The sequence below is a fragment of the Amycolatopsis sp. NPDC051371 genome (assembly GCF_040682155.1).
Lineage (GTDB): Bacteria > Actinomycetota > Actinomycetes > Mycobacteriales > Pseudonocardiaceae > Amycolatopsis.
The window spans coordinates 1-15,299 of record NZ_JBFBAG010000050.1 but is presented as its reverse complement, the minus strand read 5'-3'; the positions used below and the strand labels follow the sequence as shown (position 1 = coordinate 15,299).

Sequence of the window (15,299 nt, the reverse complement as noted above, 5' to 3'; positions counted from 1 at the left end):
GGAGGCCTTCGTGTCCCACCCTAATGCCACCCTGACCCCACGCACCCGACTCCGGCTGGCCCGTCTGATCGTCGAGCAGGGCTGGACCTGCACCGCAGCAGCGAAGATGTTCATGGTCGCCACCAAGACCGCCGCGAAGTGGGCCGACCGCTACCGACTCGAGGGCGTGGCCGGGATGGCTGATCGCAGCTCGCGTCCGCATCACAGCCCGACCCGCACACCCGAGCACCTGGTACGGGCGGTTGTGCGGCTGCGGTGGCGGCAGCGGCTGGGGCCCGGTCCAGATCGGCGGCCGGCTCGGCGTCCCTGCCTCGACGGTGCACGCGGTGCTGGTGCGCTGCCGGATCAACCGCCTGTCCCGGATCGACCGGGTCACCGGCGAACCGCTGCGCCGCTACGAACACGACCACCCCGGCTCGCTGATCCACGTCGATGTCACCAAGTTCGGCAACATCCCCGACGGCGGCGGCTGGCGCTACGTCGGCAAACAGCAAGGCGACAAGAACCGATCCGTCACCTCGCGACGCACCGGAACCTGGAGTACCGACCGCCACGCCCGCACCGGGGTGGCTTTCGTGCATACCGTGTCGACGACCACTCCCGCATCGCCTACGCCGAGATCTGCGCCGACGAGAAAGCCGATACCGCCGTTGGTGTGCTCCGGCGCGCGGTCGCCTGGTTCGCCGACCGCGGCGTCACGGTCGAACGCGTACTGTCGGACAACGGTGCCTGCTATCGCTCGTCGGCTTGGCGCGACACGTGCACCGAGCTGGGCATCACCCCGAAACGGACCCGGCCTTACCGGCCGCAGACCAATGGGAAGATCGAACGGTTCCACCGCACCCTGGCCGACGGATGGGCTTACGCCCGCTTCTATCCCAGCGAACACGACCGCCGGGCAGCGCTACCGGGATGGCTGCACTTCTACAATTACCACCGACCCCACAGCTCAACCGGCGGCAAGCCGCCGGTCACCCGGCTGACCAACCTCCCTGGACATCACAATTAACCGTCGGCGCTCGGATGCCGTGGCGAACAGCACCACCGAGCGGCTAGCGCCCATCGAAACGTGCACGCGGGCGAGCCCACGCCGGCGCCCGGGTGTCGCGACCGAGCACTGCCGTGCGGCAAACACCCGGCGAAGCATGCACGCCGGCGAGCAACCGCACGGCAGGCCTCGGGCCGTGGCCGGCGGTCGCCCGGGCGCGCAACCACCGCCGAGCAGGGCCGCCACCGAGTACGCCGCCGACCGGCCGGGCCCGGCCCGGAGATAGGACAAAAGCGCCCGCCGGGCAGCACAACGGCCCCCGCCGCCCGGAGGCGGCAGGGGCCTGTGCTCAGTTCTGGTCCAGCTCGTACCGCTCCGCTCGGCGAGACGCCCATCGGGCCACTCGCGTCCAGCGGCGTACGGCACGCGCGCTACCTCGGGCCCGCTGGGCGCGGACCCCCTCTTCCAGATCCCGTATTCGGGCCCTGGACAGTTCTTCGTAAAGCAACATCTCGCTGATCTCCTCGATCTCGGTCTTCGTCAACTGCAGCTGCGGACCGCACATTCGCGCTTCGTGGTCCTTCGTGGTGACCGGTTCGACGCTCATGCGGCGGCGCTCCGGTGGTCGCCGCGGGCCTTGGCCGCGGCGGGGTCGACGGCAGCGTTCTTGCGCGGGCGGCCACGGGGCCGCTTGCGCGCGATCACGACACCGCGCTCGAAGATCTCGCCGCCCCAGACGCCCCACGGCTCACGCCGGGCCAGCGCACCGGCCAGGCAGGCCTCGCGCACCGGGCAGTCGGTGCACTGCGCCTTCGCGCGCTCGAGCTCGGCCGGGGACTCGGCGAACCACAGGTCCGCGTCGCCCGAACGGCAGGGCAGAGCCGCGTCCGGCACGGCGATGGGGTCGAGCAGGTCGGCGAATATTGCCTCACCCGAGGTGTAGGCGATGGCCGAAGACATGGCAGTTCCTCCTTGTGTCGTACGGGTTTTCGGTTGGGAGATGGAGCTGGGCAATGCTGTTCCTCTTGGGTTGTGCAGCCAAAAACACGAAGGCCGCGGATCCGGGTTTTCCGGTTCCGCGGCCTTCGTGAGCCTCTAGTCCTGACTAGGTCAGGAACTTCGCTCCCGTAGCGACAACGGAACACGGAACTGCTTGATGGTCGGCAGATCGGCCTGCGGGTACGAGGCGAGAACGCCCTGCGTCCCGAAGACGACGTCACCGGTGGCCCAACGCCGCTCGACGCGACGCATGCCACGGACCTCGTGCGCGCTCACGGACACATCGATGCCCGGGCGCTGAGCAGCCGCGACTTCCGCGGCGCAGGACAGACGGGTGCCCGGATTCGTGAGCGTCATGGTGTTGATCATTTCACCGGCACCTCCTTCTGTACTCTGCACACACGGCCGCCGAGCGGCGCTGTCACGTGGATCCCCAGCCGAGCCCTTCGGGCTCGGTACTGGCAGGTTATTGCTCCCCACCACACCGGGGCAACTCAATTAACCGGAAAATCCTCGAAGATACGAAGATCGCCCCTGAGCAGCGGGTTCGCCGCGTCGATCATGGCTCGGACGCGGTCAACACCGCATCGCCGCAACACCGCCGCACGAGTGACGCGGACGCGATCGCCCGGTCGAGTCGGCCCGCCCGAGCTACGACACCCGAGGCCGGCCCGGCCGAGACCGGGCCGTACCAAAGGTGATCAAGCCGCGTCGCTACTCCGCTGACGCCCGCACCACGCCGAGGATCTCCGTGCCGAACCGCTCGAGCTTGGTCGCACCGATCCCCGAGATCGACACCAGCGCCGCCTCGTCCATCGGGCGCTGCTCGGCGATGGCCATCAGCGTCGCGTCGGTGAACACGACGAACGCCGGCACCTTCAGCTCGCGGGCCCGATCGCCGCGCCAGGACTTCAGGCGCTCCAGCAACCCTTCGTCCACCGTCGACGGGCACTTCCCGCAGCGGCCCAGCTTGACCTCGAGGGTCTCCAGCAGCGGCCCGCCGCAGACGCGGCAGCGCGTCTTGATCGGCGTCGCCGGCTTCTGCTGGCTGCGCGCGGCCCGGGCGGCCGGGTGATCCTCCGGGATCAGGCCGTAGAGGAAACGGCTGCGACGCCGGTTGCGCCGACCGCCCGGTGTGCGGGCCAGCGCCCACGACAGCCAGAGGTGCTCGCGGGCCCGCGTCACGCCGACGTAGAACAGCCGCCGCTCCTCCTCGATCGCCGCTTCGTCGTCGCCGGCGTGGAGGATCGGCATCGTCCCCTCGGCGAGCCCGACGAGGAACACCGCGTCCCACTCCAGGCCCTTCGCCGCGTGCAGCGACGCCAGCGTCACGCCCTCGACCGTCGGCGGGTGCTGGGCCGCCGCGCGCTGGTCCAGCTCGGCGTTGAAGCGGGGCAGGTCCGCGTCCTCGACCGTCGCCGACAGCTCCTCGGCCAGCTCGACGATCGCCAGGAGCGCGTCCCAGCGCTCCTTGGCCGCGCCGCCCGCCGGCGGCGACTCGGTGAGCCCGACGCGGGCGAGCACCGACCGCACCGTCGTGACCAGGTCGGAGCTGCCGTCGCCGCTCGCGGCCCGCAGCGCCGACATCGCCTGCCGGACCTCGGTCCGGTTGAAGAACCGCTCGCCGCCGCGGACCAGGTACGGGACGCCGGCCGCGGTCAGCGCCGACTCGTACGCCTCCGACTGCGCGTTCACCCGGTACAGCACCGCGATCTCGCTCGCCGCGACGCCGCCGTCCAGCAGCTCGCGCACCCGCCCGGCGACGGCCTCGGCCTCGACCGCCTCGTCGTCGAACTCGGCGAAACGCGGCTCCGGGCCCGGCGGCCGCTGGCCGATCAGCTTCAGCCGCGAGCCCGCCGGCCGCCCGCGCGCGGCACCGATGACCCGGTTCGCCAGCGAGACGACCTCGGGCGTCGACCGGTAGTCGCGCTCGAGCCGGACGACGGTCGCGTCCGGGTAGCGCCGCGTGAACTCCAGCAGCGACTTCGGCGACGCGCCGCCGAAGGAGTAGATGGTCTGGTTGGCGTCGCCGACGACGGTCAGGTCGTCACGGCCGCCGAGCCAGGCGTCGAGCAGGCGCTGCTGCAGGGGCGTGACGTCCTGGTACTCGTCGACGACGAAGCAGCGGTAGCGGTCGCGGAACTCCTCGGCGACGACGCCGTGCTCCTCGAGCACCGCCGTCGTGTGCAGCAGGAGGTCGTCGAAGTCGAGCACCTGCGCGGCGTTCTTCAGTTCTTCGTAGGTGCGGTACACCTCGGCGACCTGCGCCGCCGGCGCCGGGATGTCGCGCTGGGTGCGCGCGGTGACGGCCGGGTAGTCGTCCGGGCTGATCAGCGACGCCTTCGCCCACTCGATCTCGCTCGCCAGGTCGCGCAGGACCTCGGTCTCGGTGCCGAGCTTGGCCCGGGTCGCGGCCTGGCCGACGTAGCGGAACTTGTTCTCCAGCAGGTCCCACGGCCGGTCGCCGACCACGCGCGGCCAGAAGTAGCGCAGCTGGCGGCGGGCGGCGGCGTGGAAGGTCAGGGCCTGCGCGGCTTCGACGCCGAGGCCGCGCAATCGCGTCCGCATCTCCCCCGCGGCCCGCGTCGTGAACGTGACGGCGAGCACCTGACCAGGGGAAACGTGCCCGGATCGGACGAGGTGGGCGATCCGGTGGGTGATCGTGCGGGTCTTGCCCGTGCCGGCCCCGGCGAGCACGCAGACCGGCCCCCGCGGGGCACTGGCGGCGGCGCGTTGCTCGGGGTCGAGACCATCGAGCAAACGGTTCAGGCTCTTGGGGGAAAGTACGCCGGTCACGTCCGGCATCCTCGCAGAGGGGGACGGGGAATCGGGGCAGGGGCACGCGGCCGTATCCTGGTCTGATGGCGGGACAGCAGGACAAGGAAGCGGCCAAGCAGGCCAAGAAGGCGAAGCGCGCGGCGAGCAAGGCCCGCCGTGGCCAGCTCTTCGAGGCCTTCAAGATGCAGCGCAAGGAAGACCCGTGGCTCATCCCGTGGATGGTCGGGTCGATCGTCGTCGTCGCCGGCGTGGCGTTCGGGATCGGGTTCTTCTTCGACTCGCAGTGGGTGCTGCTGCCGCTGGGCCTGGTGCTCGGCGCCCTGCTCGCCATGATCATCTTCGGCCGGCGCGTCCAGAAGACGGTCTACTCGAAGGCCGACGGCCAGCCCGGCGCCGCGGCGTGGGCGCTGGAGAACCTCCGCGGCAAGTGGAAGGTGACGCCGACCGTCGCGGCGACGACGCAGCTCGACGCCGTGCACCGCGTGCTGGGCGGCCCGGGTGTGGTGCTCGTCGCGGAGGGCGCGCAGCACCGCGTCAAGACGCTGCTCGCGCAGGAGAAGAAGCGCGTCTCCCGCCTGGTCGGTGACACGCCGATCTACGACGTGACGATCGGCCACGAAGACGGCCAGATCCCGCTGAAGAAGCTCCAGGGCTTCCTGATGAAGCTGCCGCGCAACCTCAAGCCGGCCCAGGTCGACGCGCTGGAGGCGAAGCTGGCGGCGCTCGGCAACCGCGGCGCGGCGATGCCGAAGGGCCCGATGCCGGCCGGCGCGAAGATGCGCAACGTCCAGCGCACGATCCGCCGTCGCTGACCCGTACCGACGACGAAGGCCCCGTCCTCGAGGACGGGGCCTTTCTCGCGGGTGCGGTCAGCGCATCCGGATGACGACGGTGCCGGTCAGGCGGTCGAGCCAGCTGCGGCCGTCGGCGTTGCGGACCGCCGCCGGGATGATCACGAACGTCAGCACCGCCCGGACCAGCGCGCGCGGCGGCCCGACCAGCGCGGCGCCATCGAGCCGGGCGACGCGGACGCCGACGGCGGCCATCCCGGGCGTGAACCCGAAGAAGCCGGCCGACACGACGGAGATCACCGCCCACACGCCGCCGGACCAGAGGTTGAAGTTCTGCATCGCGACCGGGTCCTGCAGGCTGGGGTGCAGGAAGATGGCCGTGACCAGGGCCGCGATGACGAGGTCGACGATCAGCCCGAGCAGCCGCGCACCCCCGCTCGCCGCCGAGCCCACGCCCGATTCGGGCAAACCGAACTTCTCGCCCGGCCACCGCGACTCGTGCTGATCAGCGTCCTGCCGGCCCTCGCCGGTGCCGGGCAGCCATTCACCGGTCCATCTCGCCACCCATCCAGGGTATGCCGGTGGCGCGGACCACATCCGCCCTGGTCGGATAGCCGGTATCCACCCACCCGTTAACACCCGCGAAACATACGGGTGACGGTCGGGCAACACCGCCCTCTTAGCGTGAGCCGAAGAGAGCACTGCCGAACGAGCTCGAACGAGAAGGAGTCACCGAGGGTGCCCACTACTCCAGACGACATCCAGCGCCTCATCGCCGACGAGGACGTCGAGGTCATCGACGTCCAGTTCTGCGACCTGCCCGGCGTGATGCAGCACTTCACGGTCCCCGCGAAGGCCTTCACCGAAGAGGCCTACGAAGAGGGTCTCGCGTTCGACGGCTCCTCGGTGCGCGGCTTCCAGTCCATCCACGAGTCCGACATGCTCCTGCTGCCGGACGCGGCGACCGCGCGGATCGACCCGTTCCGCAAGGCGAAGACGCTCGCGCTCAACTTCTTCGTGCACGACCCGTTCACCCGTGAGGCGTACAGCCGCGACCCGCGCAACATCGCGCGCAAGGCCGAGCAGTACATCTCCGAGTACGGCGTCGCCGACAACGTCTACTTCGGCCCCGAAGCCGAGTTCTACATCTTCGACTCGGTCCGCTTCGACTCCGCCGAGCACGCCTCGTTCCACGAGATCGACTCGGTCGAGGGCTGGTGGAACACCGGCACCGACGAGGTCGGCGGCAACCAGGGCTACAAGACGAAGTTCAAGGGCGGCTACTTCCCCGTCCCGCCGGTCGACCACTTCGCCGACCTGCGCGACGACATCGTCCGCAACCTGACGAACACCGGTTTCGAGATCGAGCGCGCGCACCACGAGGTGGGCACCGCCGGCCAGACCGAGATCAACTACAAGTTCAACACGCTGCTGCACGCCGCGGACGACCTGCAGCTGTTCAAGTACATCGTGAAGAACACGGTGTTCGCGGCGGGCAAGACCGCGACGTTCATGCCGAAGCCGCTCGCCGGCGACAACGGCTCGGGCATGCACTGCCACCAGTCGCTGTGGAAGGACGGCCAGCCGCTGTTCCACGACGAGTCGGGCTACGCCGGCCTGTCGGACACCGCGCGCCACTACATCGGCGGCCTGCTCAAGCACGCGCCGAGCCTGCTGGCCTTCACGAACCCGACGGTGAACTCCTACCACCGTCTGGTGCCGGGCTTCGAGGCGCCGGTTTCGCTGGTCTACTCGCAGCGCAACCGCTCGGCCTGCGTCCGCATCCCGATCACGGGCAACAACCCGAAGGCGAAGCGCGCCGAGTTCCGCTGCCCGGACTCTTCGGGCAACCCGTACCTGGCGTTCTCGGCGATGATGATGGCCGGGCTCGACGGCATCAAGAACAAGATCGAGCCGGCGGACCCGATCGACAAGGACCTCTACGAGCTCCCGCCCGAGGAGGCCAAGAACGTCAAGCTGGTCCCGGGCGACCTCGGCACGGTGCTGGACACCCTCGAGGCCGACCACGACTACCTCCTCGAGGGCGGCGTCTTCACGCCGGACGTGATCGAGACGTGGATCTCCTTCAAGCGCGAGAACGAGATCGACCCGCTGCGGCTTCGCCCGCACCCGTACGAGTTCGCCCTGTACTACGACGTGTGATCCGCTGACGCGTCCCTTGGGCACGCCGGCGGCGAGGAGCGAAGAGCCCTCGTCGCCGGCGTTTCTCGTTTCAGGACGGGCGCAGGTCCAGCCACATGATGCGCAGGCCGACGTCGCCGTGGACCGGGTGGCGGAACGCTCCCGGGGCCACGCCCAGGGTCGTGAAGCCGAGGCTCTCGTAGAGGCGGATCGCCGTCTCGTTGGTGTCCACCACCGCGTTGAACTGGATCGCCGCGAAGTCTGCCTCGCGCGCCCACGTGATCATGTCCGTCGCCAGCGCCCGGCCCACTCCCCGGCCACGAGCCGAAGCCGCGACCATCAGGCTTCCCGAGGCCACGTGGCTCCCCGGGCCGGGACGGTTCGCGTACATGTTCGCCGTCCCCAGCACCCGGTCGCCGTCGGCCGCGACGACCACCCGGGCCGGCGCGGGCAGGGGCCAGCCGCGGCGAGCCTCGTCCTCGGTCATCTCCGGGTCGTACGGGAACGTCTGCTGCTCCGTGACGACGTCGTGGACGATCGGCCAGATGCCCGGCCAGTCGGCGGGACCGGCCGGGCGGATCTCCACCCTCAGCCTTCCGAGGTCGACAGCAGCTTCAGATTCGCGCCCGCGTCGACGAACCGGCCGCGCGGGTCCGCCACCAGCTTGCGGACTTCCAGGTCCATCAGGCCCAGCGTGCAGGTGATCTCCGCGGCCAGGGTGCCGTCGAGCTTGTAGATGTTCGAGTCCATCGAGAACGTCTTGCCGCTGCCGAACTTGACGTCGCACGTCACGTCGACCTCGTCGCCCGCGCGCAGCTCGCGGCGGAACACGATGTGGGACTCCAGCAGCACCGACGCGACGTTGCCCAGCCCCGCCATCGCGCCCGCCTGCTCCAGCAGCTCCAGTCTCGAAACCTCGCCGTACGAGTGGTAGACGGCGTGGTTGAGGTGGCCCAGGGTGTCCAGCTCGTAGTGCCGGACCTTGATCCGGGTCCGGAACGGCTCGCGTTCAGTCACCAGCCCACTGTAGGTCAGGCCTCGTAGAACAGGTGCTCGACCACCGTGTGCGCCCGCCGGGTGATGCGGCGGTAGGTGTCCAGGAACTCGCCGGGGTCGTCGGCCGCCGACTGGCCCAGCACCCGGGCCACCGCCACCAGGTCGCGGCCCGATCCCGGGACCTCGTCGACCGCCTTGCCGCGCACGAGCATCCCCGCGTTGCGCACCCTCGTCGCCAGCAGCCACGCCTCCCGCAGCGAGTCCGCTTCGGACTGTTCGGCCAGGCCCGCTTCCGGCAACCGGGCCAGCGCGTCCAGCGTCGACGTCGTCCGCAACCCCGGAACAGTGTGCGCGTGCTGCAACTGCAGCAGCTGGACCGTCCATTCGACGTCGGCGAGGCCGCCGCGGCCGAGTTTCGTGTGGCGCGTCGGGTCGGCTCCGCGAGGCATCCGCTCGGTCTCCACGCGCGCCTTGATGCGGCGGATCTCGCGCGCCTTCGTCCCGTCCAGGCCACCTTCGGGGTAGCGGATCGGGTCGATCATCGCGATGAAGCGCTCGCCGAGGTCGTCGTCGCCCGCGACGAACCTCGCGCGCAGCAGCGCCTGCGCTTCCCACACCTCGCCCCAGCGCGCGTAGTACGTGCGGTACGACTCCAGCGTCCGGACCAGCGGCCCGCTCCGCCCTTCCGGCCTCAGGTCGGCGTCTACCTCCAGCGCCGGGTCCGAACTCGGCGCGCCGAGCATCTTCCGGACCGTCTCCGCGACCGACGAAGCGAACTTCACCGCATCGGCGTCCGAGACCCCTTCGGACGGCTCGCACACGAAGAGCACGTCGGCGTCGGAGCCGTAGCCGAGTTCGGCGCCGCCGAGGCGGCCCATCCCGATCACGGCGATGCGCGCCGGCGTGCGACCCAGCTCCGCCTGGCGCTGCCGGAACGCCGCGGCCAGCGCGCCCTGCAGCACCGCCACCCACACGCTGGACAGCGCTTCGCACACCGCGGGCACGTCGAGCAGGCCGAGCAGGTCGGCGCACGCGATCCGCAGGATTTCGTGCCGCCGCAGCGAACGCGCGGCCGCGACGGCGGCGTTCAACCCGGGCTGACGCCGGACGGCGGCCCGCAGCGACGTCGCCACCTCGGCGGGCGCGCGGCCCAGCAGCCGGGCCGGGTCGCCGAGCAGGCGCAGCACCTCCGGCGCGCGCACGAGCAGGTCCGGCACCAGCCGGGACGTGCCGAGCAGGGCGGCCAGGTTCTCGACGACCGTGCCCTCGTCGCGCAGGACCCGCAGGTACCACGGCGTGTCTTCGAGTGCCTCGGACACCTTCCGGTACGACAGCAGCCCGCCGTCGGGGTCGGGGGTGTCGGCCAGGAGGTCGAGCAGCACCGGCAGCAGCGCCTGCTGGATCGCGGCGCGGCGCGAGACGCCGGAGGTGAGGGCCTTGATGTGCTGGAGCGCGCCGTCGGGGGCGGTGTAGCCGAGTGCGGCCAGCCGGCTGGCGGCTTGTTTCGTGGTCAGGCGCAGCGCTTCGGTCGGCACGTTCGCGACGGACTGCAGCAGCGGCCGGTAGAAGATCTTTTCGTGCAGGCGCCGGATGCCCTTGCCGTGCTTGCGGAACTCGGCCAGCAGCGAGTCGCCCTGGCTCTTGCCGCCGCTCGCCTTGATCCCGCTGGCCCGCGCCAGGATCCGCAGCTCGTCGGTGTCCGACGTCGCGGGGAACAGGTGCGTCCGGCGCAACCGCCGCAGCTGCAGCCGGTGCTCGATCATCCGCAGGAACTCGTACGACGCGCCCAGCTCGGCCGCGTCCTGGCGGCCGACGTAGCCGCCTTCGCCGAGCGCGGCGAGCGCGTCCATCGTGGACGGCGAACGCAGGTCGGCGTCGACGCGGCCGTGCACCAGTTGCAGCAGCTGCACCGCGAACTCGACGTCCCGCAGCCCGCCGCGGCCCAGCTTGAGCTCGCGTTCGGCGTGTTCGGACGGCACGTGCCCCTCGACGCGGCGGCGCATCTGCTGCACCTCGCCGACGAAGTTGTCGCGGTCGGCCGCCGACCACACCAGCGGCGCGACCATCTCGGCGTACTGCTGCCCCAGCTCGGCGTCGCCCGCCACCGGGCGAGCCTTGAGCAGCGCCTGGAACTCCCAGGTCTTGGCCCACTTCTGGTAGTAGCCCTGGTGACTCTCCAGCGTCCGGACGAGCGCGCCGGCCTTGCCTTCGGGGCGCAGCGCGGCGTCGACCTCGAAGCACGCCTTCCCGACGATCCGCATGGTCGTGCTGGCCAGCCGCGTGGCGACGCCGAGGTCGTCGGAGCCGACGAAGATGACGTCGACGTCGCTGACGTAGTTGAGTTCCCGGCCGCCGCACTTGCCCATGGCGATGATCGCCAGGCTGCCCTCGGCGGACGCACCGACCTCGGCTTCCGCGACGACGAGCCCGGCGGCGAGCGCGGCCTCGGCCAGCTCGGTCAGCTGCGCCGCGACCTCGGCGTAGTTCGGGTGCTCGAGCCCGGCCTCGACGAGGTGGCCCAGGTCCGCGGCGGCGATGCCGAGCAACTGGCCGCGGTAGGCGACCTTGAGGGCCTGCTCGGCTTCGAGCCCGGTGACCACCGAACCGTCGTCACGCACGAGCGACGTCCGCAGGTTTTCCCGGTAGCACTCGGAGTCCGTGCACTTGTCGCCGGTGAGCGACTGCCACTGCTCCGGGTTCGCGGCGACGAAGTCGGCGAGCGCGCTCGACGTCCCGAGCACGCTGAGGAAGCGGCCGCGGAGGGTGCGATGGGCCCGCAGCTGTTCTTCGAGCCGGGTCCACTCACCCTCGTCGGCCTCGCGGATCCGGTCGATCCCGCGCAGCGCGAGGTCCGGGTCCGCGGTCCGGGACAACGCCGCGAGCACGTCGGCGGCGGCCTCGACGGGGCCCGCGTCGTCCCACCAGCCGGCCGCGCGCAACTGACCCTCGGCACGGGAATCGGTGAAGCCGTACCTCGCCGCCGAAGCGGTCGATCGCGCGCGGTCTGCCATCACGACCACCGTATCCCGCGAAACTCGGCTCAGGCGGCGAGCCGGCCCGGTTCGGTCCCGGCGGGTGTCGGCTCGGGGACCTGGAAGCTGTGCGCCGTGACGGGGTGGCGTCGCGACAGGAGGTAAATGCCGAGGCCGACGCCGATCCCGACGACGCCGACGGCGATGGTGCCCGCGGTGCCGAGCGAGGCGATCTTGCCGGACACCGCGCCGACGATCGCGGCGGCGGGCAGCGTGAACAGCCACGCGATGACCATCCGGCCCGCCATCCGCCAGCGCACCGGCGCCTCCCGGCGGCCGACGCCGGAGCCGATGATCCCGCCGGAGCACACGTGCGTCGTCGACAGCGGGAAGCCCAGCCGCGACGAGATCAGGATGACCAGCGCCGAGCTCGTCTGCGCGGCGAAACCCTGCGGACCCTCGATGTCCGTGAGGCCCTTGCCGAGGGTGTGGGTGATCCGCCAGCCGCCGAGGTAGGTACCCGCCGCGAGGGCGCAGGCGGCGCTGATGATCACCCAGACGGGTGGCGACGCGCCCGCCGGCAGGCTGCCTGCGGTGACGAGCGTGAGCGTGATGACGCCCATCGTCTTCTGCGCGTCGTTGGTGCCGTGGGCGAGCGAGACGAGCGACGCCGAGACGACCTGGCCGACCTTGAACCCACGCGTGGCCGGGCGGCCGCGGACGAGGAAGCGGTAGACGAAGTACGTCGCGATCATCGCCACGACACCGGCGATCACCGGGCTCGCGGCCGCCGGGATCAGGACCTTCTCGACGATCTTTCCGAAGTGGACCGAGTCGGTGCCCGCCGAAACCCAGGTGGCGCCGATCAGGCCGCCGAACAGGGCGTGCGACGAGCTCGACGGCAGGCCGACGAACCACGTCACGAGGTTCCAGACGATCGCGCCGATCAGCCCGCCGAAGACGATCGACGGGCCGATCTTCGTGTCGTCCACCAGGCCGCTGGAGATCGTCTTGGCGACCTCCACCGACAGGAACGCGCCGACCAGGTTCAGCACCGCGGAGATCGCGACGGCCACGCGGGGCTTGAGAGCCCCGGTGGCGATCGACGTCGCCATCGAGTTCGCGGTGTCGTGGAACCCGTTCGTGAAATCGAAAACCAAGGCCGTGACGACGACGAGCACGACCAGCAACGAGGGTTCCACCCCGACCTCCGAACCCTTGTGGGACTCCTTCCGCAAGGTACCTGAAGGGTGACGCCTGGCGTTAACAGGATGTTGCTTATCGTGACCCTTGCCGTTAAGCCAGCGGTAACGAGCGCTGACTGTCGGCGGCGGGCTCGAGCTCTCCGGCGGCCAACCGGACGAACCGTTGCGCGAACGGGCGCCAGGTTTCCTCGATGTCGTGGTGCACGGTGATCAACGCGTCGTGCTCGAGTGAGCCCGGACGGGCGAATTCCGCCATCTCGGGCTCGTCGGCGGCCCAGCTCTCGACGACAAGGGGCGTCGTCTCGATGTGGAACTGGACACCGTAGACACAACGGTTGAACCGGAAAGCCTGGTTTTGGTACAGCGGCGCGGAAGCGAGCAGCTCGGCGCCGGGCGGGAGCCGGGTGATCGCGTCGTTGTGGAACTGCAGGACGTCCTGCATGAGCGGCATCTCGGCGAAGAGCGGATCGGTCCACGCCGCGTCCTTCTTGGAGACGAGGTGCGGACCGACCTCGGGCCCGTCCCGCCCGACCTCGACGCGCCCGCCGGTCGCGACGGTCAGCAGCTGGGCGCCGAGGCAAATACCCAGCGTCGGGATCCTCTTCGTCGCCGCTTTCGCCAGCAGGCGCCGCACGTCGAAGAGCCAAGGGTGTTTCGCGTCGTCCTCCGCGGCCATGCCGCCGCCGAGGCAGACGACGCCCCGGTAGGCGTCGACGTCGTCGGGGAGGTCGTCCTTCGGCGGCAGCCGGACGTCGAGCTCCGCGCCGGCGTCGGTGAGCCAGTCGCCGAGGGGGCCGAGCGGGTCCGACGCGTCCGGCTGGATGATGAGCAGTCGTGTCACGTCTTCCAGGGTAGGTGCGTCAGCAGGCGCACCGGATCCCGCCTGGTTCACCTTGGATCGGGTAACCGGCGGCGATCCAGGCGGTGATGCCGCCGGAGAGCCGTTTCACCTTGAACCCGAGTTCGGCGAGCTTGAGGGCGCCTTTGGTGGCGGCGTTGCAGTTGCTGCTCTCGCAGTAGCAGACGTAGACGATCTGCTTGTCGAGGTGAGCCGTGGTCTCGGCCGTCATGTCCCGGTAGGGCAGGTTGATGGCGCCGGGAATGCGAGCTTGGGCGTAGGTCTCCCTCGGCGCGCGTCTCGACGATGACGTAGCCGTCGGTACGGCCGGCCTCGAGGTCCCGGACGAGATCGTCCGGATCGACCTCGAAGGCGAGTTCGGCACCGAAGTACTGCGTGGCGGCTTCGGGCGCCGGGGCGGGGACAGTGAGCGTGCGTGCGGTGGTCATGCCTTGAATCCTGCTGGCTTCAAGGGGCCGGACACAGGGCAGAATCGGCGTGGAAGCCCGGGCAGGCCGGGGATTTCCCGGTTCTGGCCCCGCTCACCTTGGGAGAATCACGGTGGACCTCGACGACGTCGACTGGCACCTGCTGGAGCTCCTCCAGGAGGACGGCCGGCTCAGCTTTTCGGAGCTGGGCCGACGGGTGTCGCTGTCAGGCTCGGCGGTGACGGAGCGGGTGCGCCGTCTCGAGGAGCGCGGAGTCATCACGGGCTACGCGGCTCGCGTCAACACGACGAAGCTGGGACTGCCGATCGAGGCGATGGTGCGGGCCCGGGTGCGGAGTCTGGACACCCCGCGGTTCCGGACGGCGGTGTTGCCGCTGCCGCAGGTCGTTTCGGCGGACCACGTCACCGGGGAGGAGTGCTGGATCCTGCGGGTGCTGTGCCGGGACACCGCGGAGCTGGAGGCGTTGGTCGAGAAGGTGCAGCGGTACGGGGAGACGACGACGTCGCTGGTGTTGTCGAGCCCGCTGCGGAGCCGGCCGGTGCCGCGGCCGCCCCCGGTTTGAGGGTTCGCAGGTGATCCGGGAGGCATCACGCGTGTCTCGAGGGGCATCACGTGTGATTGGAGGGGCATCACGTCGCGCCGGCCGGGCCGGCGGTGGCGCTCCCGCGGCCGGCGCTCGCGTGAGTCGGGCCGTCAGTCGCGTGATTCGGGCCAGTGCTGGTGTGATCCCGGTCGTCAGTCGCGTGATCAGGGACGTGACTCGCGTGATTGAAAACCGAACTCGCGTGATTGGAGGCGGAACTCGCGGGCCTGGGGGTCGGGGAGAGTGGATGCGGACATGAGAAAGACCCCGGGAGAACCATGAGTTCTCAACCGGGGCCTATCCCAACGTAAGTTCGGCGGTGTCCTACTCTCCCACAACCCTTCGGTTGCAGTACCATCGGCGCTATCAGGCTTAGCTTCCGGGTTCGGAATGGGACCGGGCGTTTCCCTGACGCTAAAACCACCGAAACACTACGAAACAACACACTGCTCAACAAACAACAGCCGTGTGGTGTTTCAGAACCGTAGAGTGGATGCGTAACACCTTCGTAGACAAGTCCTCGGCCTATTAGTACCAGTCAACTCGACAACACATTAC

At 70.2% G+C, this 15,299-nt stretch carries 14 protein-coding genes, 1 rRNA gene and 1 pseudogene; 4 read left to right on the top strand and 12 right to left on the bottom strand.

Translation table 11 applies throughout. From position 1 onward, the window contains the following. Nucleotides 1-10: 10 nt before the first annotated feature. Nucleotides 11-1,009, top strand: a pseudogene (locus AB0M59_RS42580) (IS481 family transposase). Nucleotides 1,010-1,337: 328 nt separating this feature from the next. Here the strand turns inward: AB0M59_RS42580 and AB0M59_RS42575 are convergent. From AB0M59_RS42575 to AB0M59_RS42560, 4 genes are all read right to left on the bottom strand, one after another. After that, nucleotides 1,338-1,595: a hypothetical protein gene (locus AB0M59_RS42575; RefSeq protein ID WP_364627213.1), complete on the bottom strand. Its 258-nt coding sequence runs from the start codon at nucleotides 1,593-1,595 to the stop codon at nucleotides 1,338-1,340. After that, a complete protein-coding gene (locus AB0M59_RS42570) occupies nucleotides 1,592-1,948 on the bottom strand; it encodes a WhiB family transcriptional regulator (protein WP_364627212.1) in 357 nt (118 codons plus the stop codon). The genes AB0M59_RS42575 and AB0M59_RS42570 overlap by 4 nt, the downstream gene beginning before the upstream one ends. Before the next feature lie 150 nt (nucleotides 1,949-2,098). Further along, nucleotides 2,099-2,356, bottom strand: coding sequence for a hypothetical protein (locus tag AB0M59_RS42565; RefSeq protein WP_364627210.1), 258 nt, complete (start codon nucleotides 2,354-2,356; stop codon nucleotides 2,099-2,101). A gap of 345 nt (nucleotides 2,357-2,701) precedes the next feature. Continuing rightward, on the bottom strand, nucleotides 2,702-4,783 hold the full coding sequence (locus AB0M59_RS42560; RefSeq protein ID WP_364627209.1) for an ATP-dependent DNA helicase UvrD2: 2,082 nt from the start codon (nucleotides 4,781-4,783) through the stop codon (nucleotides 2,702-2,704). 65 nt (nucleotides 4,784-4,848) lie between these two features. On the opposite strand from AB0M59_RS42560, the gene AB0M59_RS42555 reads away from it, so the two are divergent. Next, the gene (locus AB0M59_RS42555; protein ID WP_364627208.1) at nucleotides 4,849-5,577 is read left to right on the top strand and encodes a DUF4191 domain-containing protein; all 729 of its coding nucleotides are present in this window, start codon (nucleotides 4,849-4,851) and stop codon (nucleotides 5,575-5,577) included. Between the two features lie 57 nt (nucleotides 5,578-5,634). Here AB0M59_RS42555 and AB0M59_RS42550 read toward each other — a convergent pair whose 3' ends face one another. Next, nucleotides 5,635-6,024 (bottom strand): RDD family protein, encoded by a 390-nt coding sequence (locus tag AB0M59_RS42550; RefSeq protein ID WP_364627316.1) that lies wholly within the window; start codon nucleotides 6,022-6,024, stop codon nucleotides 5,635-5,637. A gap of 270 nt (nucleotides 6,025-6,294) precedes the next feature. Here AB0M59_RS42550 and glnA point away from each other — a divergent pair, with 270 nt between their 5' ends. Beyond that, a complete protein-coding gene (gene glnA, locus AB0M59_RS42545; protein ID WP_364627206.1) occupies nucleotides 6,295-7,719 on the top strand; it encodes a type I glutamate--ammonia ligase in 1,425 nt (474 codons plus the stop codon). Nucleotides 7,720-7,789: 70 nt separating this feature from the next. Here glnA and AB0M59_RS42540 read toward each other — a convergent pair whose 3' ends face one another. The 6 genes from AB0M59_RS42540 to AB0M59_RS42515 all read right to left on the bottom strand — a co-directional run bounded on the left by AB0M59_RS42540 (nucleotide 7,790) and on the right by AB0M59_RS42515 (nucleotide 13,941). After that, nucleotides 7,790-8,284, bottom strand: coding sequence for a GNAT family N-acetyltransferase (locus AB0M59_RS42540; RefSeq protein WP_364627204.1), 495 nt, complete (start codon nucleotides 8,282-8,284; stop codon nucleotides 7,790-7,792). Nucleotides 8,285-8,286: 2 nt separating this feature from the next. Beyond that, complete coding sequence (locus AB0M59_RS42535) at nucleotides 8,287-8,715, bottom strand: acyl-CoA thioesterase (protein ID WP_364627202.1); 429 nt, start codon at nucleotides 8,713-8,715, stop codon at nucleotides 8,287-8,289. Nucleotides 8,716-8,729: 14 nt separating this feature from the next. After that, the gene (locus tag AB0M59_RS42530) at nucleotides 8,730-11,705 is read right to left on the bottom strand and encodes a bifunctional [glutamine synthetase] adenylyltransferase/[glutamine synthetase]-adenylyl-L-tyrosine phosphorylase (protein WP_364627200.1); all 2,976 of its coding nucleotides are present in this window, start codon (nucleotides 11,703-11,705) and stop codon (nucleotides 8,730-8,732) included. Nucleotides 11,706-11,734: 29 nt separating this feature from the next. After that, nucleotides 11,735-12,868: an inorganic phosphate transporter gene (locus AB0M59_RS42525; protein ID WP_364627198.1), complete on the bottom strand. Its 1,134-nt coding sequence runs from the start codon at nucleotides 12,866-12,868 to the stop codon at nucleotides 11,735-11,737. Nucleotides 12,869-12,962: 94 nt separating this feature from the next. Further along, nucleotides 12,963-13,712, bottom strand: coding sequence for a type 1 glutamine amidotransferase (locus tag AB0M59_RS42520; protein ID WP_364627196.1), 750 nt, complete (start codon nucleotides 13,710-13,712; stop codon nucleotides 12,963-12,965). A 19-nt stretch (nucleotides 13,713-13,731) separates the two neighbouring features. Then, complete coding sequence (locus tag AB0M59_RS42515) at nucleotides 13,732-13,941, bottom strand: rhodanese-like domain-containing protein (protein ID WP_364627195.1); 210 nt, start codon at nucleotides 13,939-13,941, stop codon at nucleotides 13,732-13,734. Nucleotides 13,942-14,270: 329 nt separating this feature from the next. Between AB0M59_RS42515 and AB0M59_RS42510 the strand changes: the two genes are divergently transcribed. Next, the gene (locus tag AB0M59_RS42510) at nucleotides 14,271-14,720 is read left to right on the top strand and encodes an Lrp/AsnC family transcriptional regulator (protein WP_364627193.1); all 450 of its coding nucleotides are present in this window, start codon (nucleotides 14,271-14,273) and stop codon (nucleotides 14,718-14,720) included. A gap of 332 nt (nucleotides 14,721-15,052) precedes the next feature. Here AB0M59_RS42510 and rrf read toward each other — a convergent pair. Beyond that, nucleotides 15,053-15,169: ribosomal RNA gene (rrf, locus tag AB0M59_RS42505) — 5S ribosomal RNA — on the bottom strand. Nucleotides 15,170-15,299 lie beyond the last annotated feature (130 nt).

Bases quoted from the DNA above. Each gene is read 5' to 3' on its own strand.
- AB0M59_RS42575 (WP_364627213.1), bottom strand. From the start codon at position 1,595: ATGAGCGTCGAACCGGTCACCACGAAGGACCACGAAGCGCGAATGTGC.
- AB0M59_RS42570 (WP_364627212.1), bottom strand. From the start codon at position 1,948: ATGTCTTCGGCCATCGCCTACACCTCGGGTGAGGCAATATTCGCCGAC.
- AB0M59_RS42565 (WP_364627210.1), bottom strand. From the start codon at position 2,356: ATGATCAACACCATGACGCTCACGAATCCGGGCACCCGTCTGTCCTGC.
- AB0M59_RS42555 (WP_364627208.1), top strand. From the start codon at position 4,849: ATGGCGGGACAGCAGGACAAGGAAGCGGCCAAGCAGGCCAAGAAGGCG.
- AB0M59_RS42530 (WP_364627200.1), bottom strand. From the start codon at position 11,705: ATGGCAGACCGCGCGCGATCGACCGCTTCGGCGGCGAGGTACGGCTTC.
- AB0M59_RS42515 (WP_364627195.1), bottom strand. From the start codon at position 13,941: ATGACGGCCGAGACCACGGCTCACCTCGACAAGCAGATCGTCTACGTC.